The organism is Bartonella sp. AP9QHHD, from assembly GCF_042195625.1.
GTDB lineage: Bacteria > Pseudomonadota > Alphaproteobacteria > Rhizobiales > Rhizobiaceae > Bartonella.
This window is the reverse complement of sequence record NZ_JBHIOP010000036.1, coordinates 25,357-47,375: the sequence shown is the minus strand read 5'-3', so window position 1 is coordinate 47,375 and position 22,019 is coordinate 25,357. Positions and strand designations below refer to the sequence as shown.

The 22,019-nt window shown below is 36.7% G+C and carries 16 protein-coding genes; 6 read left to right on the top strand and 10 right to left on the bottom strand.

Going from position 1 to position 22,019, the window contains the following annotated elements:
- Positions 1-20 precede the first annotated feature (20 nt).
- The 3 genes from ACFIK4_RS02855 (at position 21) to glyS (ending at position 4,970) form a co-directional block, all read left to right on the top strand.
- A complete protein-coding gene (locus tag ACFIK4_RS02855) occupies positions 21-1,715 on the top strand; it encodes a tetratricopeptide repeat protein (protein ID WP_375612092.1) in 1,695 nt (564 codons plus the stop codon).
- Between the two features lie 91 nt (positions 1,716-1,806).
- Positions 1,807-2,748, top strand: coding sequence for a glycine--tRNA ligase subunit alpha (locus tag ACFIK4_RS02850; protein ID WP_375606430.1), 942 nt, complete (start codon positions 1,807-1,809; stop codon positions 2,746-2,748).
- Positions 2,748-4,970, top strand: coding sequence for a glycine--tRNA ligase subunit beta (glyS, locus tag ACFIK4_RS02845; protein WP_375638042.1), 2,223 nt, complete (start codon positions 2,748-2,750; stop codon positions 4,968-4,970). The genes ACFIK4_RS02850 and glyS overlap by 1 nt, the downstream gene beginning before the upstream one ends.
- Positions 4,971-5,094: 124 nt before the next feature.
- Here the strand turns inward: glyS and ACFIK4_RS02840 are convergent, their stop codons facing one another.
- The 8 genes from ACFIK4_RS02840 to ACFIK4_RS02805 all read right to left on the bottom strand — a co-directional run bounded on the left by ACFIK4_RS02840 (position 5,095) and on the right by ACFIK4_RS02805 (position 13,333).
- A complete protein-coding gene (locus tag ACFIK4_RS02840) occupies positions 5,095-5,589 on the bottom strand; it encodes a F0F1 ATP synthase subunit B (protein ID WP_375638039.1) in 495 nt (164 codons plus the stop codon).
- A gap of 11 nt (positions 5,590-5,600) precedes the next feature.
- Positions 5,601-6,167, bottom strand: coding sequence for a F0F1 ATP synthase subunit B (locus ACFIK4_RS02835; protein ID WP_375612089.1), 567 nt, complete (start codon positions 6,165-6,167; stop codon positions 5,601-5,603).
- Positions 6,168-6,310: 143 nt separating this feature from the next.
- Positions 6,311-6,541, bottom strand: a complete 231-nt coding sequence (locus ACFIK4_RS02830) for a F0F1 ATP synthase subunit C (RefSeq protein WP_005773968.1) — start codon at positions 6,539-6,541, stop codon at positions 6,311-6,313.
- 54 nt (positions 6,542-6,595) lie between these two features.
- On the bottom strand, positions 6,596-7,354 hold the full coding sequence (locus tag ACFIK4_RS02825) for a F0F1 ATP synthase subunit A (RefSeq protein ID WP_375612111.1): 759 nt from the start codon (positions 7,352-7,354) through the stop codon (positions 6,596-6,598).
- A 7-nt stretch (positions 7,355-7,361) separates the two neighbouring features.
- Positions 7,362-7,796 (bottom strand): AtpZ/AtpI family protein, encoded by a 435-nt coding sequence (locus tag ACFIK4_RS02820; protein ID WP_375612110.1) that lies wholly within the window; start codon positions 7,794-7,796, stop codon positions 7,362-7,364.
- A 1,090-nt stretch (positions 7,797-8,886) separates the two neighbouring features.
- Complete coding sequence (der, locus tag ACFIK4_RS02815; RefSeq protein ID WP_375674916.1) at positions 8,887-10,311, bottom strand: ribosome biogenesis GTPase Der; 1,425 nt, start codon at positions 10,309-10,311, stop codon at positions 8,887-8,889.
- 4 nt (positions 10,312-10,315) lie between these two features.
- A complete protein-coding gene (locus tag ACFIK4_RS02810; protein ID WP_375612087.1) occupies positions 10,316-10,987 on the bottom strand; it encodes a tetratricopeptide repeat protein in 672 nt (223 codons plus the stop codon).
- 573 nt (positions 10,988-11,560) lie between these two features.
- Complete coding sequence (locus ACFIK4_RS02805) at positions 11,561-13,333, bottom strand: SLC13 family permease (RefSeq protein ID WP_375613534.1); 1,773 nt, start codon at positions 13,331-13,333, stop codon at positions 11,561-11,563.
- Between the two features lie 354 nt (positions 13,334-13,687).
- On the opposite strand from ACFIK4_RS02805, the gene ACFIK4_RS02800 reads away from it, so the two are divergent.
- Both ACFIK4_RS02800 and nhaA read left to right on the top strand, forming a co-directional pair.
- The gene (locus ACFIK4_RS02800) at positions 13,688-15,394 is read left to right on the top strand and encodes a hypothetical protein (protein ID WP_375668505.1); all 1,707 of its coding nucleotides are present in this window, start codon (positions 13,688-13,690) and stop codon (positions 15,392-15,394) included.
- A gap of 146 nt (positions 15,395-15,540) precedes the next feature.
- Positions 15,541-16,899, top strand: a complete 1,359-nt coding sequence (nhaA, locus tag ACFIK4_RS02795) for a Na+/H+ antiporter NhaA (RefSeq protein WP_375613536.1) — start codon at positions 15,541-15,543, stop codon at positions 16,897-16,899.
- A 2,628-nt stretch (positions 16,900-19,527) separates the two neighbouring features.
- Here the strand turns inward: nhaA and ACFIK4_RS02790 are convergent.
- On the bottom strand, positions 19,528-20,784 hold the full coding sequence (locus ACFIK4_RS02790; RefSeq protein ID WP_375638031.1) for an aspartate kinase: 1,257 nt from the start codon (positions 20,782-20,784) through the stop codon (positions 19,528-19,530).
- 188 nt (positions 20,785-20,972) lie between these two features.
- Between ACFIK4_RS02790 and ubiG the strand changes: the two genes are divergently transcribed.
- Positions 20,973-21,716, top strand: a complete 744-nt coding sequence (gene ubiG, locus ACFIK4_RS02785) for a bifunctional 2-polyprenyl-6-hydroxyphenol methylase/3-demethylubiquinol 3-O-methyltransferase UbiG (RefSeq protein ID WP_375668504.1) — start codon at positions 20,973-20,975, stop codon at positions 21,714-21,716.
- A gap of 20 nt (positions 21,717-21,736) precedes the next feature.
- Here ubiG and grxC read toward each other — a convergent pair whose 3' ends face one another.
- On the bottom strand, positions 21,737-21,991 hold the full coding sequence (gene grxC, locus ACFIK4_RS02780; RefSeq protein ID WP_375612081.1) for a glutaredoxin 3: 255 nt from the start codon (positions 21,989-21,991) through the stop codon (positions 21,737-21,739).
- Positions 21,992-22,019 lie beyond the last annotated feature (28 nt).

Here is a 22,019-nt window from a genome sequence, read left to right as displayed (position 1 = left end):
TCTTGAAAAGGATTAGCTCCATGTGCTCTGCAACGGTATCTCGACTTTTTGCCCTCTTTATCGTGGGTATCATGCTGATGCCATCCCTCACCTACAGTAAAATAAGTGCAGCAACTCATACAAGCTCATTTACAGGTGCTTATTTAGCTGGACGGGTTGCAAATCATGAAAATAAAACAGAACTTGCTATCAATTATTTTAAACAAGCACTGGTTTATCAACCTGATAACATTGAAACACAAAAAGAGCTCCTTGAAGCTATGCTCTCGGTCGGAAACTTTAAAGAAGCTGTCCAACAAGCCCAAAAACTCAAAGAGAACGATGTTATAACTCCCTTTGTTTCCTTAACTTTGTCAGTAGAAAGTCTCATCAAAAAAGATTATAAGAATGCCAAGGCTCTTCTGAAATTAAAGGAACTTCCTACGTCCAATAATCCAATACCTGAACTCATCGGCGCTTGGATTACATTTGGATCTGGACAAAAATCTCAGGCAATCGATGATCTTAAGAAACTCAAAGGTCCTGTCTGGTATGATCTTTTTATATCTTATCATCTAGCACTTATGAGCGACCTTGCAGAACGGCCAAAGGATGCAAAAAAATATTTCATTAAAGCACTGAGTAACAAACAGGGAACTCTTATCGCTCCTAATACTTATGAGCGTATTATCATAGCCTATGCCTCATTCCAATTGCGCCATAATATGCGCAACCAAGCTCTTCAAACAATCCAGCATGGCGAACAAATGTTGTCAGGTCGAGAAGTCCTTAAAAATTTTCAAGAAAAAATTGAAAAAAATTCTTTCTTAGAGAGAGTTATTAAAACACCTCAACAAGGAGCAGCCGAGGTATTATATAATTTTGGAACAGCCCTCAACTACAAAAACTCAGGGCGAATTGCACGTATTTTTAAGCAATTATCTTTCGCCTTATACCCTCAAAATGACGCAACACTGTTTCAGCTCGCACACATTTCTGCTAAATTGAACGATCCACATCAAGCAATTAAACTTTATCGCGCTTTATCCCCTAAATCTCCTTATTATAAAGATGGACAACTTCATCTTGCATTCCTTCTTGCCAATAACAACAATTACAAAGAAGCAATAAAATTACTCACATTGTTAAATAAAAAATTTCCCAATGATCGTAATATTTTGATAACGCTCGTTGCTTTTTATATGCAGGACAATAAATTTCTTGAGGCCATTAAAACTCTAGACTACGCTATTACAAAGATAAAAAACTTTCAGCAGGACGATTGGAAACTCTTTTATCAGCGTGGTATTGCTTTTGAACGTTTAAAGCAATGGCCAAAAGCAGAACTTGACTTGCGAAAATCACTTGAATTTTTCCCAAATCAACCGCAGGTTCTTAATTATTTAGCCTATTCCCTTGTGGAACGTGGTGAGAAGCTTGAAGAATCGCTCCGTATGCTACAAAAAGCCTCTGCTTTACAAGCTCACAACAGTCATATTCTCGATTCTTTAGGGTGGGCTTATTATAAACTAAAAGAATATAATAAAGCAGTGCAAATATTAGAAAATGCTGTCAGATTACAACCTGAGGACCCAACACTAAATGATCATTTAGGGGATGCCTATTGGAAAGTTGGGCGTAAACGTGAAGCAATCTTTCAATGGAACCACGCAATTGACGGAAAACCAGAAAATTCTGAACAAATTCAAGAAAAGTTGAAATTTGGTTTGCAATAAACGATGCTTAACCATAAACCACATGAAATAATAAATAGAGAAACTAAAATTACTTTGTTTTTTGTTTAGTTCAATATAAAGAGTATAAAGCGTGAAACTGCCTGAACATCTTAACCCCAAACGTTCTTTTCAGGGACTAATATTAACTTTGCAAAATTATTGGGCACACTATGGGTGTGCAATTTTGCAACCTTACGATATGGAAGTCGGAGCTGGGACTTTTCATCCAGCAACAACATTACGCTCTCTAGGACCACGCCCTTGGAAAGTTGCTTATGTCCAACCCTCTCGACGTCCAACAGATGGCCGATATGGTAAGAATCCAAATCGTTTACAACACTATTATCAATTCCAAGTGCTTCTCAAACCCTCTCCGCTCAATCTACAAGAACTTTATATAAAGTCGCTACAAGCTATCGGGCTTGATACAAAACTGCATGATATTCGCTTTGTTGAAGATGATTGGGAAAGTCCCACTCTTGGTGCTTGGGGGCTTGGATGGGAATGTTGGTGCGATGGAATGGAAGTCTCTCAATTTACTTATTTTCAACAAGTGTGCGGCATTGAATGCGCTCCAGTTTCAGGGGAACTCACATACGGTCTTGAGCGTCTAGCGATGTATATCCAAGGGGTTGATAACGTCTATGACCTTAACTTTAATGGTTTGGAGGGAGAAAACAAAATAAGTTATAGAGATATTTTTTTACAGGCAGAACAGGAATACTCATATTATAACTTCGAATTTGCTGATACAAAACTGCTCCATCAGCACTTTATCGATGCAGAACGCGAATGCAGCGCACTTCTTGATGCTGGAAAACCAAATAAAGAAAATGTATTCCATCGCTGTGTTTTTCCTGCCTATGATCAATGTATTAAAGCGAGCCATATCTTTAATCTTTTGCAAGCACGTGGCGTTATTTCTGTAACCGAACGACAAAATTACATTCTTCGCGTTCGTAATCTCGCGCGCCGTTGTGGGGAAGCCTTTTTACTCACAGAAGCTGGACAAATATATACTGGAGAAGCCTAATGTCTGATCTTCTTCTTGAACTTTTCAGTGAAGAAATCCCCGCACGTATGCAACGAAAAGCTGCTGCTGATCTTAAGAAATCTGTTACAGATCAACTTGTGAATGCTGGATTGATCTATGAAGCTGCTCGTGAATATTGGACACCTCGTCGGCTAACATTGGACATACGCGGACTTTCCACACGCTCCAAAGATGTCCATGAAGAACGCAAAGGTCCCAGTATAAAATCACCACAGCATGTAATTGATGGTTTTCTACGTGCAACAGGATTAAATGATGTTTCTGAAGCGCATATTGGACATGATGATAAAAAAGGGCATTTTTATATTGCTAAAATTGTTAAAAAAGGTCGAGCTGCAGAAGAAATTATTGCCGATATTTTACCGGATATTATCCGCAACTTTCCGTGGCCGAAATCTATGCGTTGGGGAAAAGATTCAGCACAAAGTGGTACTTTGAAGTGGATTAGACCTTTACAAAACATTCTTTGCATCTTCGGACCAGAAATTGGTGAAACACATGTTATTCCGTTTACAATTGGTTCTCTTAAAAGCAATAATTTAACTTATGGTCATCGTTTCTTAAGTGATGGAGAGCCATTTCAAGTGCGCCGCTTTGATGACTATGTTACTCAACTTGAAACCCATAAAGTCATTCTGGATGCCGAAAGACGAAAGAATATTATTTTAGCTGATGCCCAAAATCTCTGCTTTGCAAACGGTTTAGAACTGGTTCAAGATAATCCCCTCCTAGAAGAAGTTGCTGGTCTTGTTGAATGGCCTGTTATCCTGATGGGTGATTTTGACAAATCATTCCTTGATATTCCTCCAGAAATTATTCGCTTGACCATTCGAGCCAATCAAAAATGTTTTGTCACCCGCAAACAAGGAGAAAAAGTAAAACTTTCTCATCATTTTATTCTCGTTTCTAATATTCTTGCAAATGATGAAGGCAAAGAAATTTCGAAAGGAAATAGTAAGGTTGTCCGTGCCCGTCTTTCTGATGCACTTCATTTTTGGCAAACCGATCAGCATGATTTGCCTGATCTTCAACAATTGGAATCTTCTATAAAAAAATTTGAGCTTGATATAAAAAAACCTCTCGATCAAAGAATGGCGCGACTTGATCATTTGAATGTAACCTTTCATGCTAAATTAGGTACACAAGGTAAAAGAGTAGAACGCATTGCTACACTCGCACAAGAAATTGCCCCTTTGATACAAACAGATCCTCTTTTAGCAAAACGTGCAGCCATCCTTGCAAAAGCTGATTTGCAAACAGAAATTGTCGGAGAATTTCCTGAACTACAAGGTGTTATGGGGCAAAAATACGCCCTTCTTCAAGGGGAAGATCCTCGCGTAGCTGTAGCAATCGAAGACCATTATAAACCTCAAGGACCAACAGATCGTCTTCCACAAGAACCACTAGCTATAACCGTTATGCTCGCCGACAAAATTGACATGCTCGTTGGCTTTTGGCTCATTAATGAAAAACCAACGGGCTCAAAAGATCCCTATGCGTTAAGACGAGCAGCATTGGGAATTATTAGGCTTGTACTTTCGCGAGATTGGAAAATCAATCTTATGCCGCTGTTCCAGTTAGCAACGAATCTTTTCTTACAACAAAAAAATAAATATGAAATCTCTCAAAGAGAAAATTCACAATTGCAGAATCTGCTTCCAGAAAAAACAGAATATATTTTATCAGATCTGTTATTCTTTTTTCATGACCGTTTGAAAATCTATCTAAAAGAGGAAGGCGCTCGTTACGATGCCCTTGAAGCCGTTTTAAATAAAGATTCTGATGATTTTTTATTGGTTGCACGTCGTGTCGAATCGCTTATCGCTTTCATCAATACCCACGATGGAATGAACTTTGTAGCCTCTGTAAAACGTACTGCCAATATTCTTGAAAATGAATTTCAAAAAAGCACAACAATAGCGAATGAAATTAATCCTGAGCTCTTTGTCGAGAAAGAAGAAAAGCAGCTCTATCATGCAATCTGTGAAGTAGAAAGAAAGGTTCTTGCTCCCATCAATGCAACAAATTTATCATTTGCACTCAGTGTGCTAGCGCCACTTGGAAAATTGATTGATATATTTTTTGAAAAAGTATTGGTGAATGATAAAAAAACTGATGTTCGTGCTAACCGTCTTGCTCTTCTCAAACGCACTCACATTGTTACACAATCGGTTGCAGACTTCTCAAAACTTGTCATTTAAAATCAAAATACCCTATTAACTGATAAAAACAATGAAGATAATTTTTTCTTTTTTATGACTTTTATTAATTAATATTGAGAAAATTATGCAACCAAAGAGACTGTTCTTTATCTCTCAAATATCATTAATTAAGATATGTTTTCATTTTGATAAATGATTCTTTCTCAAGAGACTCTTTGATAAGTTCATCTGCCTTGTTAGAATCTATTTCCCTTGCAATAAGGGTACCTGCTGTAGAAATTGCCAAATCAATCGCCGATGAAGAAACCATGCGTATTGCATCCGCTTCTGCTTGGGCAATTTTTTGTTCTGCCAATTTATTGCGGTTTTTTACATATTCTTCTGCTTTTGCACGGGCCTCAGCAATAACGGATTCAACTTCATGCTTTGCTGCTGCAATAATTTCTTGCGCATCTTTTTCTGCTTCTGCATGTTTGCGTTGATATTCAGCCAATATTTCCTGTGCCTCTTCACGAAGACGCAGAGCCTCATCCAGTTCATCTTTGATACGTTTCGCGCGCGCATCAAGATGGTGTATAACCCTCTGTGGAATTTGGAAATAGACTAAAAGAGCCAAAAAAAGAACCAACCCAACAAATGCCCAAAAAGTATCAGTCATCTTTGTCTTCCTCAATAATCCGCAGTTTTAACAACTGAACGAACAGCCTCTTTGCTGATATCAACGTCAATCAATTTTTTCACAATTTCAAGAGCTACTTCTTCAGCGATAGAACCAACATTTTGCATCGCTTTATCCCGAATTTTTGCTATCTGTTTTTCAGAATCTGCGAGTTTTTTCTCTAGACTCTCTTCAATTTCTTTCCGTTCAAGTTCTGCCTTTTCTTTTAATTCTTTACTAGCTACCTGCGCTATAGCCTGCGCGTTCAAACGCGCTTCTGCTAATTTCCGCTCATAAGTTTCAACAACAATGTCTGCTTCTTGCTTCATGCGCATTGCCTGATCTAAATCAGATGCGATTCGATCTCGCCGTGTTTCAATAACACCGCCAATACGTGGTACAATTACACGGGAGATAAAAAGATAAAACAGTCCGAAAGAAATTGCCAACCAGAAAAAATGCGAACCAAAATGCACAAAATCAAAAGGCGGAAACACACGATTTGCATGCTCTGCTACCTTTTTAATATGTTCTATCGACGTTTCAGTGTTCTGTGCATAAGCGCTTGAAACAAACATCTTCTTTCATCCTTTAAATAGCTTATTAAAGCCCTCTATAACCGATGATAACTGATAAACATCTCTCTGGCATCTCTCTAGTTAAGAGCCTAAAAGGGTAAATCTTTCCTCATGCAAGAACAGACATACCCTTTTGATAATGATTAAACCCCAAAAAGAAGTAATAAAGCAATGAGCAATGAAAAAATTCCCAAAGCTTCTGTTACAGCAAAACCAAAGACGAGACGTCCAAACTGACTATCTGCTGCTGATGGATTTCGTAATGCACCAGAAAGATAGCTACCAAAAATATTACCAAGTCCTAAAGCTGTTCCAGCCATACCAAAGCAAGCAAGACCAGCGCCAATATATTTTGCTGCAAGCACCATTTCCATGTTATTCTCCTTTAAAGCGAAATTGCATTATTCGACGGAAAACCGCCAGTTCTATTAATGTCCTGGATGAATTGCATCATTAAGATACATACAAGTTAAAACCGTAAAGACGTAAGCCTGAAGAAATGCGACCAAAAACTCAAGAGCAGTAATTGCTACAGTCATAATAAGCGGTAAAATCGAACCACCCACACCTACAATTCCTACCCCAATCATTGAAACAACAAACCCAGAAAACACTTTAAGCGTAATATGACCAGCAAGCATATTCGCAAAAAGACGAAGAGAAAGACTAATTGGACGGGAGAGAAAAGAAATAACCTCAATCATTGTCACCAGAGGTAAAACCACAACAGGAACTCCACTGGGAACGAACAGTTTCAAAAAACTGACCCCATGCTTATAAAAGCCATAACCAATCACCGTCAAAATTACCACCATTGCTAACGAAAACGTGATCATGATTTGAGACGTAACCGTATAAAAATAAGGAAAGAGACCAATAAAGTTAGCAACCAAAATAAAAGTAAACAGAGAAAAAACTAAAGGAAAAAACTGCATTCCCTGCACACCAGATGATTCCCGCAGAGTCGATGCTACAAATTCATATGCCATTTCCGAAAGAGACTGCATCCGCGTTGGAACCAATCCACGACTCGATGATGAAATAAAGAGAAAAATAGAAGTTACAACAACCGTGAGAACTGTAAACAATGATACATTTGTAAACGATAAATCCATATTTCCTATGGAAATCTTAATCAGCCTTAAAACCTCAAACTGATGAATAGGATCTGGAGCGTGCGCTGTCACTTCAACCTCATTTATCGGACCTCTCATTGGCCCCTTTATTTTGTTTATCTTGGCGCAATACGCCTTTTTTTCCTAATTGACTGGAGGAAACATACCCCACAGACCGAAGAATACTCAATACACCAGCAGCAAATCCAAAGAAGAGAAAAAATACCAATCCCCAAGGCCATGAACCTGCTAACTTATCAAACCCCAACCCCAAAACAATACCAACTATAATACTTGCCAGAAACTCACTGGAAAGCTTAATTGCACCTGCCATCCTTCCTTGTGATTTTTCCCGCTTATTCCTATGCTCCCGCTTCTTTAATGCTTGCTTGCGCACTAAAGCTACGCTTAAGTTCCTACTACGACATTCCAAATCCTCTGAATGAAGACACTCTCCTTGCTTTTCCTCTTCAGCCTCCTTACGGCTCATAACGGGTTTCTCGCCCATCGCCATCATTGGCTCCTTAATTAAAAAGCAACGTAAGAATACATTTCATAAAACCGTGTGCATCATATTGTTCCCGAATTTATTCGTCAAGATACTAAAAGAAATCTATCACAAGTTATCGTATAAATTTTATTGCAGAAATAACGTATTTCTCAATTTACATGCTTTCTTAAAAAGATATTCCAAGCACCTAAACCGATTTCACGACAGCACCCGTGAATGTATAACGAAAAGTTCACGTGAATAATATAAAACTCATAGAACAACCATTTTTACACTTAACAAAAGGTGTAAACCAATACCATCTTATTTTCCGACTCCCAATGTTATATCAGTCCTAGTTTTGAAAGAGAACATAGAAAGCTAAAAACAGTATGAGAGCGTTGGTTTTCTCCTTTTATTCGAATAAACTTGCACTTTTTATTTTATGAAAATGAAATAATCAATGGTTTCTATATGATCCTATTCGCAAAGTATTTTATATACGCCATTACAGGCCTCATCACGAAATGAGCTTGAGGGTATTAAGAGAAGGTCCTTTAAATACAAGATATTAATAAATCCAAAATTTCAAATAGATTAAGCCAATAGAACACAATAAAATTTAAATACGATTACCATACTACTTTATACAATTTTAATCCACTTTTATGAATTTCGCTCTTTACAATTGAATATCCGTAGATTCAGCAAATATTTTTGCTTTTTATTCAGACAAACTATCGTAAGCAAAAGCGCTTATTCATAAGCTTTATTTTTATGAAACGATAATCTAATGCTGCTTTTCAAACAAGCATCATAATTACATTCCCCTACCCTCATATTGCATCTATTCTTGCACTTTAATGACCCATTAAGAGGATTATGTACTCTTTCTTAAATACTCCCTATTAAACTCTTCTCATGACATGCAAATAAATGATCTTTATCAAGATGAGAGAACTCTATTCAATAGCGCTCATGATAAATGATTATCAATAAAATTAAAACTTTAGCAAATAAAACTTTTTCTTTTATGAAAAGAACGATCATTTAAAAAACTTATTTTTAAGATTCTTAAGTATAGATTTCATTCACTTAAAAAATTAAAGAGTTATCATTTCTTCTTGGAACGTGTCGCAAAAGGATTATCAGAGGCTCGTAATGATATGCGAACGGGTATACCAGACATATCAAATGTTTCACGTAACCCATTGACAAGATAACGCAAATACGACTGAGGCATACTTTTGGGGCGCGAGCAGGAAATCATAAATCCAGGAGGACGTGTCTTAACCTGTGTGATGTATTTAACCTTAAGTCGACGTCCAGAAACCGCAGGAGGTGGATGATGTGCCACAACAGTTCCAAGCCATTGGTTCAATTTAGCCGTCGAAATGCGACGATTCCATACACGGTGCATCATCATGACATTTTCTATCAGTTTATCAATCCCTTGACCATATTGTCCTGATAAAGGAACAGCTCTCAAACCACGAACTTGAGGAAGAAATCGCGCACATTTTTCATGCAAATCAATCAATGTGGTCTGACTGTTTTCAATAAGGTCCCACTTATTGAAAGCAATAACTGGAACACGCCCTTCACGAATCACAAGATCAGCAATTTGTAAATCCTGCTTTTCAAAAGGTATCGTTGCATCAAAAACAATGACCACCACTTCTGCAAAACGAATAGCACGCAAAGTATCTGCAACAGATAGTTTTTCTAATTTTTCTTGAATTCTCGACTTTCGACGTAAACCTGCAGTATCAAAAAGTTTAATATGACGACCACGCCATTCCCAATCTACAGAAATAGAATCACGCGTGAGTCCTGCTTCTGGTCCTGTTAACAATCGCTCTTGTTTCAACATACTATTGATAAGAGTGGATTTTCCTGTATTGGGACGCCCCGCAATTGCAATCCTAATGGGCTTACTTTCATCGTAAATAAGCTCTTCTTCTTCCAAATCCTTTACATCATCACCAACAGATGCAGGTTGTATCATTCTATCTTCTTCTTTGTTGTTGCCAAAAACATGCTCTGACCCAACAGCATCTATAATTGCATCACGCAGATCACTAAGTCCCAAACCATGTTCAGCCGATATTGGGCATGGCTCCCCCAAACCTAATGACCACGCCTCATACTCTCCTCCTGTTGCCGCTCTTGACTCAGACTTATTGGCAACAAGCACAATTGGCTTTCCTGATTTGCGAACCAATGAAGAAAAATTTAAATCACTTGGTGTTATTCCGCTCTTTGCATCAAATACAAATAAAATAAGATCCGCTTCATCAATTGCAACTTTTGTATGAGAACGCATACGCCCCTCAAGTGTATGATCACCTGCTTCTTCCAGCCCAGCCGTATCAATCACATCAAAACGTAGATCTTGAAGTTTTGCCGCATGAATACGCCGATCACGTGTTACACCAGGCTTATCATCAACCAAAGCCAATTTTTGCCCAACCAAACGATTAAATAGTGTTGACTTCCCAACATTGGGACGACCAACGATAGCAATGGTAAGGCTCATCGATTTATTCCTTATTTGCCTTGCCCTCAGCTTGTATAAGCTCAAGCATCATTCGAGCCCGATCTGTTATTTTTAAACCCAAAGAACCTTCTTCAGAAATTTTCTTAAAATAATAAACCGCCTCATCCATTTTATCCGCCTTATAAGCAGCTAAGCCTAAAGCTTCTCTTGCAGACATACGCATAGGATCGGTATCACTTGCCATATCTTTGATGCGCTTTTCAACATCAGCTAATGTCCCTGTATCAACCAGAATATAAGCCGCCCGAATTTTTGCAACTTTCTGCAAAATCTGCGGTGCTTTCTCATCCGCTGCAACAGAATCAAAGATCTCCACTGACTTAATAATATCACCTTTCTCCATGAGTAAAGAAGCCTCACGTAAACGAGCAAGAAAAGGATACCCCCCAAAATGAGAGGTTTTAACAGTTTCTAATTGCTTTATCGCTTTATCAAAATCACGTGTATCCGCAAGATCAAGACTCTTTACAAATGCATCACCAATATAACCAGCTTTCTTTATTTGTGTATGATGATAAACTTGATAAGCAACTATCATGAATATAAAAAGAACAGCCGCTCCAATAATTGAAAAACCATACCGTCTCCAAAAAGCAAGCGCCTTTTCCTGACGAAATTCTGCATTCACTTCAGCAATAAAACTATCATACGACATATATCATACCTTGAAAAAAGTTACTTCACCTGTGCTTTTACGCATAAATGGATAAAGATGGTAGCCCTAATTAACTAAAAATCTTTAAATTGCTCGTTTATTTATTTTAAATCAACATGTAGCCAATTCAATCAGATTTTTGCAACAGTCTTAATCGAAAATGATGTAAGCACCCTGTTTGTTCACATTACAGCTTTTACATATTATGAAAAATTCACTGCCTTAATATTTATCATGATTGCCTATCATCTCAAGCGAACTTTCTCTCCATTATATAGAGGAATAATCTTTTAAAGTCTTCAACCGCAATCGTTGGTTGTATTGGATTATACAATTATAATAGAAAAACCAATTCTTGAAAAAACTTGAATAAACAGTAAATTTCCATGAATATCTACTAAAACCAAATAGATAAATTTTTATCTGTATCAAAAATACCGAAGCGCCATGATTACAGTGTGGTATAATTCCAAATCTTCAGTTAAAGCTCTTTATATAAAGTATATCCCTTCAACTTATCTTCATACGATTAACAACCTTTTATAATTGATTCTTAAAGTTTCTAAAAATATCCTATTGTAAAGGCCAAACCCACATAAGCATTGGAACAGCAATAATAACGATCAACACCGCCAATGGAGCACCTAAACGTGGATAATCACTAAAACGATATCCTCCTGGCGCCATCACGAGCATATTACTTTGATGTCCAATAGGTGTAAGAAACTCACAGCCCGCACCAATTGCAACAGCCATCAAAAAAGCTTCAGGCTTATAATGAAGGGAATGAGCAAAACTTGACGCAATTGGTGCTACCATCATCACTGTTGCTGCATTATTCAAAAATGGCGTAACCAACATAGCTGTCACCAACATAAGCGCTAAAGCACCGGATGGCGGGAAAAATATTGCCAATTGGCTCAGCCATTGACCAATGAGATCCGTACATCCTGTTTTCTCTAACGCTTCACTCACTGGAATAAGAGCCGCTAATAGCACTAATATTGAGCCATCTAATGCCTGATACAGATCACGCGCGGGCAAAACACGAAAGATCACCATTGCAGCAGCAGCAGAAAAGAAAGAAAAAGCAACTGGAACAATATGAAAAGCTGTAAAAATAATTGCTATAAATAAAACAGCTAAAGAGATGAAACCATGTCGTAAATTTCCAAACACAATATTTCGTTTTGCTAGGGGCAAGCATTTCAATTCTCTTAATAAATTTGGAATAACTGCATCCTGTCCTTGCAAAACAATCACATCTCCAAGATGGAAAATAATATCATCAAGTCTTCCCCGCACCCTTTCATGTTGACGACTTAACGCAAGCAAATTTACATTATAGCGATCAAATAAGGAAAACTCTTTCGCACTAATACCGATAAGAGGTGAATTATGGGTAATGACTGCTTCAATAATATCAATATCACTGTCCTTATCACCTGCAACAATAGTTCGCCCCTTAGAAAACTCTAAACGAGCAGAATTCATCACGCTATCTAACCCTGTATGTGATCCTTCCAGCAAAATAATATCATTTTCAGACAAAACAAAATCTGGTAATGGTGAAATAGATACTTTGTTTCTGATGATTTGAATCACCATAACATCACCACTTGATGGCTTAACCAAATCAACAATATTTTTTCCCACAATCGGTGAATTTATTGGAATATGTACTTCTGCAACATAATTACGAATATCAATGGCATCATCAAATGATACACCTGAACGCACACGCACAGGCAAAAGCCAATAAAAAAGAACCAAATATACAACACCAGCCGTCGCAACAACCGCACCAACTGGTGTAAAATCAAACATAGTAAAAGGTGTTCCTGCTAAACGTTCTTGCATCGCTGAAATAACAACATTGGGAGATGTTCCTATCTGTGTCATAAGCCCCCCCAACAAAGAACCAAAGGCCATGGGCATCAAAAAGACAGAAGGAGAAACCTGAGAACGACGTGCAAACTGAAAAGCTATCGGAAGCATAATCGCCAAAGCACCAATGTTTTTAACAAACATTGATAATACGACAACAGAAAGAACCAAAAACGCTAATTGAAGACGCACCGATTTCACGTCTGGCCATATCCGTTGAATAATAAATTCCATTATACCAGAGCGAGATACAGCCGTACTGACAACAAACACACTCCCCACGATAATAACGATATCATTACTAAAACCGCTAAAAGCTTCCTTCGGACTGACAAGACCAAGGGCACAAGCTATTAATAAAGTACAAATAGCAACAAGATCATAACGAAATCGATCCCAAATAAAAACAACCATCATGAGACCAATGATCGAAAAAGCCATTATTTGATTTTCTGTCATAACACTTACCTCTCCCCATTAAATTATAATGAACAAGAACATATTTTTTATGTTTTAAATATTCCTATAAACAGCAGCAAGATAAAAGCAGACATCGAAATATTTTAGGATAATTTTAAAGTGATAAAAAATTATGATGCGCATAAACTTGCCTCTCCTTATTATGCGTGCTTTTCTATAAAGTGCTGAACCCAAAGAAAATTGATAAAAGTTGATAAAGCTATATTGCAAAAAAGATGAGAATAACTCTAATATAGAGAGTAGATAATTGTTGAAACTGGTACACGCTATATTTAAACCTTTGTCGTTGCTTAAAAGAATTTATCTTCACTCTCAATTCAAAGAGTGATAAAAATGAAAGAAGAAAGAATGGTCAATCTTAATAGTGGGTATCAAAGTAACCTCAGATATTGGCTCACTTGCATTATTGGATTTGTTGCTATCTTGGCAATTATAATTGTTGGTGGATTTTATATTGCAAAACCCTATCTTGACAGTTTTGTAAGAAAAGAAATAGCCCGTCATTCCATAAAAGCCGAAACATCTGAAGTAAGCATTCTAGGTAAAATCAATTTGAAGAATGTGACAATACCTGTTCCAGCTGGTACATCACTTAAAATTGGTGCCATTTCTGCCCGTCCTCCTCTTTCCTTTATTCCCGGAACTTTTACATTTTATAATGTTGATTTAAAGTATAATAATATTCATGTGCAAATTCCCCAAATTTCCCTTCGGAATGTATCCTTAAAAGAAAAAGATAGAACGATAACATCACGTCTTTTACAATCAATGATGCGTATTGAGCTTTCCTCAATTATTGCTCCCAATATACAACTTTCTATAGAAAATAAAAATAACCGAACAGAAACGGTTGAAATCAAGAATTTCCAGCTTTCTGATTTTAGAAATAACCATATCCATTCAGTTAGTATCAAAAATATGGATCTTAAAACGATCGTAGCAAATGGTGCCAAACAGATGCAACTTATGGCTAAAAGTAATACAATAAAAGCCCATGATATCGACATCAACTATGCCTACTCTATCATTTTTGGAAAAAACAATGCTCTCAATCAAGGTAAAACCGTTACTGGCCCCATTTCTTTGAATAATATAAGTGTCGATATTTTTGAAGAAGCAGAAAAAAACAGCTCTTTCTTCCTTGGGCAGTTTAAAACATCTGGTTTAAAGATGAAACCGCTTGAGCAAACTCCTGAAAAATTAATCAAAGCTTATCTTAATGCAAGAAAAGAGAATAATAAAATCGCTGAAAAAGTAGCACAAAATGGTCTTCTTCTAAACATACTGCTCGCCATTACCTCAGCGGATGCCAAAGTTGATAATATCACCGTTGATATACCGCAGTTGAAAGCAACGCTCGAATCATTCCAATTCAAACCAAGTTTGTGGAAACAACCTATCCCTAAAAAGCTTTTTCTTTCTCTCAATAACCTTTCCGTTTTACCTAAAAAAATGAATGAAAAAGACTTAGAGTTCTTCAAAAATCTGAACTTTGAGCGCTTTAATGTTTCAGGAAAAATTGATATTTCTTACGATGAAAAAAAACGTATGCTCTTTCTTGATACAATGTCTTTCAATATGAAAAACGTTGGATCTGGGAACATCTCGGCTAAGGTTATTGATGTTGATGAAAAGCTTTTTTCTGGTCAGAAAAATATAATGATTGCTGCGTCTCAAGACCTTGGCATCAATGAAATTGATATACAATATACGGATGCAGGTTTCATTGATAAGCTTTTTTCTTATCTTGCGCAAAATCTTAATGACAGCCAACATGATCTAAAAAAGGAACTTTATGACGATTTCTATCTAATGATGACGCAGACCCCAAAAATTCTGCTAAAAAATCATGACGAAGCAGAAAAAATTTCAAAATCCTTAGGAGAATTTGCTAAAAATCCACAAACATTGATCGTTAAAATTAAAGCAAAAGATAATAAAGGTCTCGCAATAGTTGATCTCGAATCTGCTCTACAAAATGATCTATCTAAGGCTTTAAGCAAAGTACATCTCACTATTAAAAATGAAGCGTCGCGTTAAACATTTTGTGCTTTAAACATGATGATCTTGTCTATAAATTAAGAACTTTATTCCTCTTTTTTCTTTTGTATGATACAGAAGGTATCATACAAAGTCATTTATACAGAGAGTATAGAATCTAAAATTGACGATGCTTGGAGTTGTTCATGTCTGATTTATCTTCAAATCGCCTGCCTAATCGCGCTTCTCGTGTCACTAATCAAGCGCTTTCTGCTATCGAGCGTTTTCTCCATATTGAAGCTCTTAGTGGTGTTGTTCTTTTATTAGCTGCTGCTGCTGCACTTATTTTTGCCAATTCTAAATATGCTGCTTTCTATGAATCTTTTTGGCATACACCTCTTGGCTTTAATTTGGGTCATTTCACTCTTTCATGGGATTTACATTTCTGGGTTAATGATGCCCTTATGACTATTTTCTTTCTCGTCGCAGGAATGGAAATTCGACGCGAAATTCATGAAGGGGCTCTTGCCGATTTTAAACAAGCAATCTTACCAATTGTTGCTGCAATAGGGGGCGTTTGTGTTCCTGCAATTATTTACTTTATCTTCAATTTTAACGAGGGACATATCCGCGGTTGGGCTGTGCCAACAGCAACAGATATTGCTTTTGCTCTAGGTATTCTTGCTCTTCTAGGGAAAAAAATTCCCTCTAATCTTCATATTATTCTTCTATCATTAGCAATTATTGACGATATTATCGCTGTTCTTATTATTGCTTTTTTCTACTCAACAAACATTGATCCTAGCGGTTTAATGATTGCAGGAGCGGGTATTGCTTTGGTACTATTTTTTCAGTGGATCGGGCTTGCATCAGCATGGCTTTACATTTTACCTGGTGCAATCATTTGGTGGGGTTTAATGGTAACAGGCGTTCACCCATCGCTTGCTGGCGTAATCTTAGGGATGATGACTCCCGTTCTTCCTACCCGTACTCTTGTAGCGCCACTCACCATGCTCAGTAACGCTATGCAAATTCTTCAAGAAAAAAATACAAAAACAGATCTGCATCATATTTCAACAGCATTGAAAAAGATGCGCAAAGGACAACGGGCCATGATCGCCCCAGTAACACGTGTTCAAAAAGCATTGCATCCATGGGTTGCATACGGTATCATGCCAGTTTTTGCCTTCGCAAATGCAGGAGTAAGTTTTGCAAACTTTGATCTTTCTTCTGACAAATCATTCTTGATTGTTTTGGGTGTTGTCATTGGTCTTTTCATCGGTAAGCCTCTTGGTATTATCACTGCCAGTTATATAGCTGTAAAATCAGGGCTATGCCGCCTCCCCCCTCATATGACCTGGACAGGCGTTTTACTCATTGGTTTTTTAGCAGGAATTGGCTTTACAATGTCTATTTTTGTTTCAATGCTCGCTTTTAAAGATATTATTCTGCTTGATGCGGCAAAAATTGGGGTCCTTTGTGGCTCAGGTTTATCTGCCCTTATCGGTCTGGGATATGGATTTATTTATATTAAGCGCAATAAAGGAATTTCTCATAGTTCCTAACAAACTAACTAAAAATACATTTTTATGCAGAACTTTTAAAAAGCGATTTCGCTCATTTGTTGGGTTCGGACGATATTTAATGTAAAAGCTGTTGTCTCGCCTCATCTTTACACTTATGAAGGAGAAAACTAACATCATCATACTATTTACGAGCCTCTAATGTTACAACACCTTTGACTCTTAAGAAGACTTATAAGAGATATTTTTATTCCTTTCTTCAATATTCTTTTACTCATGCACCGGCTCCACTCATGGTGTGCACAAAAATGATTTTAATTGTTTCAATATGAAAGGCTTCGTGGTTTCAGAAAAGCTGCCTTTCGTCGGGACTATTATTCACTATAAAGAAAAAATTAATTATTATAAATCAATATCTTATGTTTAATCATACGAAACAGATAAGAATAAGCAAAATTCAATAATCAGTTAAGTAATTCCATGGTTTATTTTTTTCCAATAAACTACCCTCCTCGTTACTGATTTTATTGCGGTATTCTAAATAACTTTAATTTTTATCTTCTTAAAAGCACATTATTTTTGGATAAAAAATATTTGATTTATCATTATAAATCTTGAATGGAGTCTAGATATCGTATGATTTCCTCATTTCAAATCTGTACATGATGAATCAATCAAGACTATTCTCTTACACGTCACAAGCCGAGGAGAAGTATGGATTATTTGAAGAAAGAAATAAGAATGCTTCATCATATCCATATAAGCGCTGTTCAACAGGAAAACTAAAAATTAAATGATGACGACCAGCTGACACCTTTGATCTAAGTAAAGGAGATGGTGGTCCCCAATAAACTTTACGTTAGCCATCCACAGGCGCCATAATGTGGGGGGGGCGCCCTTGGGGAGAGAGATATTTCTTCAAAACAAGCGCGTAAATTGGCACTATAATAGCGTTTTGTTTTACGTGAAAGGCATATAGATTTAAATAACGCAAATAAACAAAAACGTGAACCAATGTGTAATATCCATTATTTAAAAGATATTGCTGTCAATACCTTTGAAAATTGTAAAGCAGAATTAAAAGGAAGTTGTAAAATGGAAGTTGGTTTTCACTTTTATGGCTTCATCTCACCCAATTAGGTTTTATCTCCATTTCAGAAATTACCCCACCAGGTATACGCAACATCCTTATTCCTATCTGGCATACAAAAACAGGAGTTGCTCGTAGGCCCCTTATCCGTCTCAATATACCATCAAATATGCATCTGCACTGACATTAGATATTGATACAGGTAACAAAAAACAAAAGATTTATTTGGAATAACAACGTCATAACATCACTACTAGATTGACAATGGAGTGGAAAAATATTCCCGTTTTTTATCATCGACACATCGCTTGTCTCACTCCATGAAAGAATTAAACTTGAAGCATGCTTCCACAGGGAGCACTCTAGTTTACGTAATTAACTCGCGGGAAAAAAGAAAATCCTAGTCATTTAGACTATTCTAAAACATATGATTGGTGGAAAAATAGAGCATATATATCGTTGTTCTCCCCTTTTTCCGCTCTTATTTGATATTTATTTTCTTTTTGTTTAAAGAGCACGCTCTATATTTCTTGATATCATAAAATACTCTTCATAGATAATTTAAAAAGCAATATTTCCGAGACTTTCAAATTGTACAACGCCACATAAAATACAAGAAGGGTAAAATAATATGGCTATATTTCTCACAAGAAGAGTTTTGCTTACAAAGACCACCATTTGCAAAATATGTAAACATGATAAGAAACTAGCACGATATACTGAAAAAACGAAAGAATGTATTTCATGTGTGATTGGCAGTATGATACAGAAAATACTTATAATAGAGTAGTTAAGGGAAGAAAGTTAACCTAAAGAACATATGGAGATATCAAAAACTTTGAAAATCTTAATCATAATTCAAAAAAGAGAAATAGACATGAAAAAAATTTAAGTAATAAAATCATAAAAGCAACACACTGTAACATTATCATTAATTTTGATCTATATTTACATGATTTTATGAAAAGTACTTCTGAAGAAGCTATAAACGCATAAGATATAGTAATTTTATAACTTATAGTGCAACATAAATATTATCTATAGAGATATATTTTTTTATTGCCTCGTAATACGGAAAAAATTAAATTTTCAAGATATACGTAAAGTCATAAACAATCATTTGATGACAAACTAAACATCTCTAGAAAATACATCATCAATTCTATTTTGGTAATTCCGTCACTAATCTAATGAGCTCTAATTTCTCTAAGATTTATAATATTAAATCTGTATTGACGGGGCTGTCCCTCATGTAACATGCATCTTTTGAATAAACGCAGTGCATTGTTCCTTAGTTCTATTAAGGCTTATCGTAAAGTCTTCTCCATCTCACTCTATAGGCTCTAAAACGTTTATAGACGGCATATTTTATATCCCTTCTTAAACAGTTTTTTACCCAAACATCTTTCTCTTGTAATGTATAAGTGACCATTTTAAATTCATCATGAACAAGTTTAAAATGAGAGAGTCCTGCTGTATTAAATATTCCATTTAAGTTAAAATATAAATATCCTTAACAAAAATTATTAATATATATTAAAGCTTTACGTTATTGAAACTCTGTTGAAACTAAAAAATACTTATCCCTTATCAAGTGCATAAACAGCATGTAATGTTCTAACCGCAAGTTCAGTGTAAGCACTATCAATCAAAATAGAAATTTTAATTTCTGAGGTCGTAATTGCTTGAATGTTAATACCCTTTTCAGCCAAAGCCTTAAATGCTGTAGCGGCAACACCTGCATGGCTACGCATTCCAATACCAATCACAGATACCTTGGCGAGATCGCTTTCAAACTGGAGAACATCAAATCCAATTTCTTTGCGATTCTTTTCAAGAAGTGTAACGGCTTTTTCTACATCTGATGATGGTACAGTAAAAGTCATATCAGTTTTTGAGCCATCTTCAGAAATATTTTGCACAATCATATCAACATTAATGCTTTCTTCAGCCAAGGGACCAAAAATTGCTGCCGAAATCCCTGGACGATCGGCAAGCCGACGAAGGGAAATTTGTGCTTCATCCTTAGCAAAAGCAATACCAGTAACATTTTGTTGTTCCACAATTTCATCCTCATCGCAAATAAGTGTTCCAGAAGAACTCATTGGATCCTCCATGCCTAACGCATCAGGATCCTCAAAACTTGAACGCACAAAGGTACGAACCTTATGAACCATTGCCAATTCAACAGAACGAACCTGTAAAACCTTTGCACCAAGAGAAGCCATTTCTAGCATTTCTTCAAAAGCTACTTTTGGTAAACGACGCGCTTTCGGCTCTATACGTGGATCCGTTGTATAAACACCATCCACATCCGTATAAATATCACAGCGATCAGCTTGTACAGCAGCGGCTATAGCAACAGCACTTGTATCTGATCCCCCACGCCCTAAGGTAGAAATCCGGTTATCCGGAGATAACCCCTGAAAACCAGCAATAACGGCAACCTGACCTTCCTGAAAACACTCGATTAAAAAAGATCCATCAATATTAGTAATACGTGCACGGCCATGCGCATTGTCTGTATGAATAGGAATTTGCCAACCAAGCCATGAACGTGCATTCACCCCCATTTCTTGAAGTGTCAAAGCCAACAAACCTGACGTAACCTGTTCACCAGAAGCAACCACAACATCATATTCACGAGCATCTCTATGCATAGAGGAAGCACCACTTGTCCACTGAACAAGTTCATTCGTTTTACCAGCCATCGCAGATACGACAACGGCAACCTCATTGCCTGCATCAACCTCTCTTTTGACATGCCTTGCAACATTATGAATACATTCAATGTTTGCTACAGACGTTCCACCAAATTTCATGACAATGCGCGCCATTAATAACACTCTTACCTTTACATCTCTTATCTCAAACAGTAATGAGAATTAGATGCTGTATCAACTAACCATTTTCTCGACATAGCGAATATCTATCATTTGTGCAAGTTTCATTATGATTACATTAATTTCTCTTGACTTTGTATAAAATCTACTTGACCTGATCATTAAAAATAAAGGAAGGCAACATGATCGATGAAACACAAACAACTATTGATCAAAGTGAAATTGATCATTTTTCACGTATTGCTACAGAATGGTGGAATCCACAAGGAAAATTTCGACCTCTTCACCAATTTAACCCAACACGCCTTGCTTACATCAGAGAAAAAATCTGTTTAGAGTTTAATCGTGACCCTTCTTCACTTACGCCCTTTCACAATTTGAAAATTCTTGATATTGGCTGTGGAGGAGGCTTGTTATCTGAACCAATGGCACGTCTTGGTGCTATAGTTGTAGGCGTTGATGCTGCACAAACAAATATTGAAGTCGCAAAAACCCATGCTGCTCAAAATGACCTTTCCATTGATTACCGTATCACTACGGCAGAAGTACTTGCCAATGAAGGAGAAAAATTTGATATCATCCTTAATATGGAAGTTGTTGAACATGTCGCTGACGTTAATCTCTTCATAGAAGCTACAGCAAAAATGCTGAAACCACAAGGGGTGATGTTTGTCTCAACACTCAACCGCACATGGAAAGCATGGGGGCTTGCTATTGTAGGCGCTGAATATATTCTACGTTGGCTTCCTAAAGGAACCCATGATTATAAAAAATTCCTAAAACCTCTAGAACTTAAAAATTTCTTATCAAAAAACGCTCTGACTGTCATTGATGAGATAGGTATTACTTATAACCCATTAAACGACAGCTGGAATCGCTCAAAAGACATGGGCGTTAACTATCTCCTTCTTGCAAAACGGTCTTAAGAATATGTAATTTACAAATATCATATGCCTTGTAATAAAGAATTGAGCTTTCCCTCAGCCTCTAAAGCATAAAGATCATCACAACCGCCAACGTGATAATCACCTATGAAAATTTGTGGAAATGTATTACGTCCATTTGCACGCTGTACCATTTCTTGGCGAAGGGATGTGGAAGCATCAATATCTGTATACTTTACGCCTTTTTTATTAAGCAAATCACGTGCTTTTGTACAATAAGGACAGTTAGGGCGTGTATAAATTATTACCTCTTTCATAGTATTATCCTCCAATATTTTTTAATAA

Excerpts from the sequence above, each read along its gene's own strand:
- ACFIK4_RS02810 (WP_375612087.1), bottom strand. The coding sequence starts at position 10,987 with ATGTCGTATGATAGTTTTATTGCTGAAGTGAATGCAGAATTTCGTCAG.
- ACFIK4_RS02840 (WP_375638039.1), bottom strand. The coding sequence starts at position 5,589 with ATGACTGATACTTTTTGGGCATTTGTTGGGTTGGTTCTTTTTTTGGCT.
- ACFIK4_RS02855 (WP_375612092.1), top strand. The coding sequence starts at position 21 with ATGTGCTCTGCAACGGTATCTCGACTTTTTGCCCTCTTTATCGTGGGT.
- der (WP_375674916.1), bottom strand. The coding sequence starts at position 10,311 with ATGAGCCTTACCATTGCTATCGTTGGTCGTCCCAATGTTGGGAAGTCA.
- glyS (WP_375638042.1), top strand. The coding sequence starts at position 2,748 with ATGTCTGATCTTCTTCTTGAACTTTTCAGTGAAGAAATCCCCGCACGT.
- nhaA (WP_375613536.1), top strand. The coding sequence starts at position 15,541 with ATGTCTGATTTATCTTCAAATCGCCTGCCTAATCGCGCTTCTCGTGTC.
- ACFIK4_RS02820 (WP_375612110.1), bottom strand. The coding sequence starts at position 7,796 with ATGGCGATGGGCGAGAAACCCGTTATGAGCCGTAAGGAGGCTGAAGAG.
- ACFIK4_RS02835 (WP_375612089.1), bottom strand. The coding sequence starts at position 6,167 with ATGTTTGTTTCAAGCGCTTATGCACAGAACACTGAAACGTCGATAGAA.
- ACFIK4_RS02830 (WP_005773968.1), bottom strand. The coding sequence starts at position 6,541 with ATGGAAATGGTGCTTGCAGCAAAATATATTGGCGCTGGTCTTGCTTGC.
- grxC (WP_375612081.1), bottom strand. The coding sequence starts at position 21,991 with ATGAAAGAGGTAATAATTTATACACGCCCTAACTGTCCTTATTGTACA.
- ACFIK4_RS02805 (WP_375613534.1), bottom strand. The coding sequence starts at position 13,333 with ATGACAGAAAATCAAATAATGGCTTTTTCGATCATTGGTCTCATGATG.
- ACFIK4_RS02790 (WP_375638031.1), bottom strand. The coding sequence starts at position 20,784 with ATGGCGCGCATTGTCATGAAATTTGGTGGAACGTCTGTAGCAAACATT.
- ubiG (WP_375668504.1), top strand. The coding sequence starts at position 20,973 with ATGATCGATGAAACACAAACAACTATTGATCAAAGTGAAATTGATCAT.
- ACFIK4_RS02800 (WP_375668505.1), top strand. The coding sequence starts at position 13,688 with ATGAAAGAAGAAAGAATGGTCAATCTTAATAGTGGGTATCAAAGTAAC.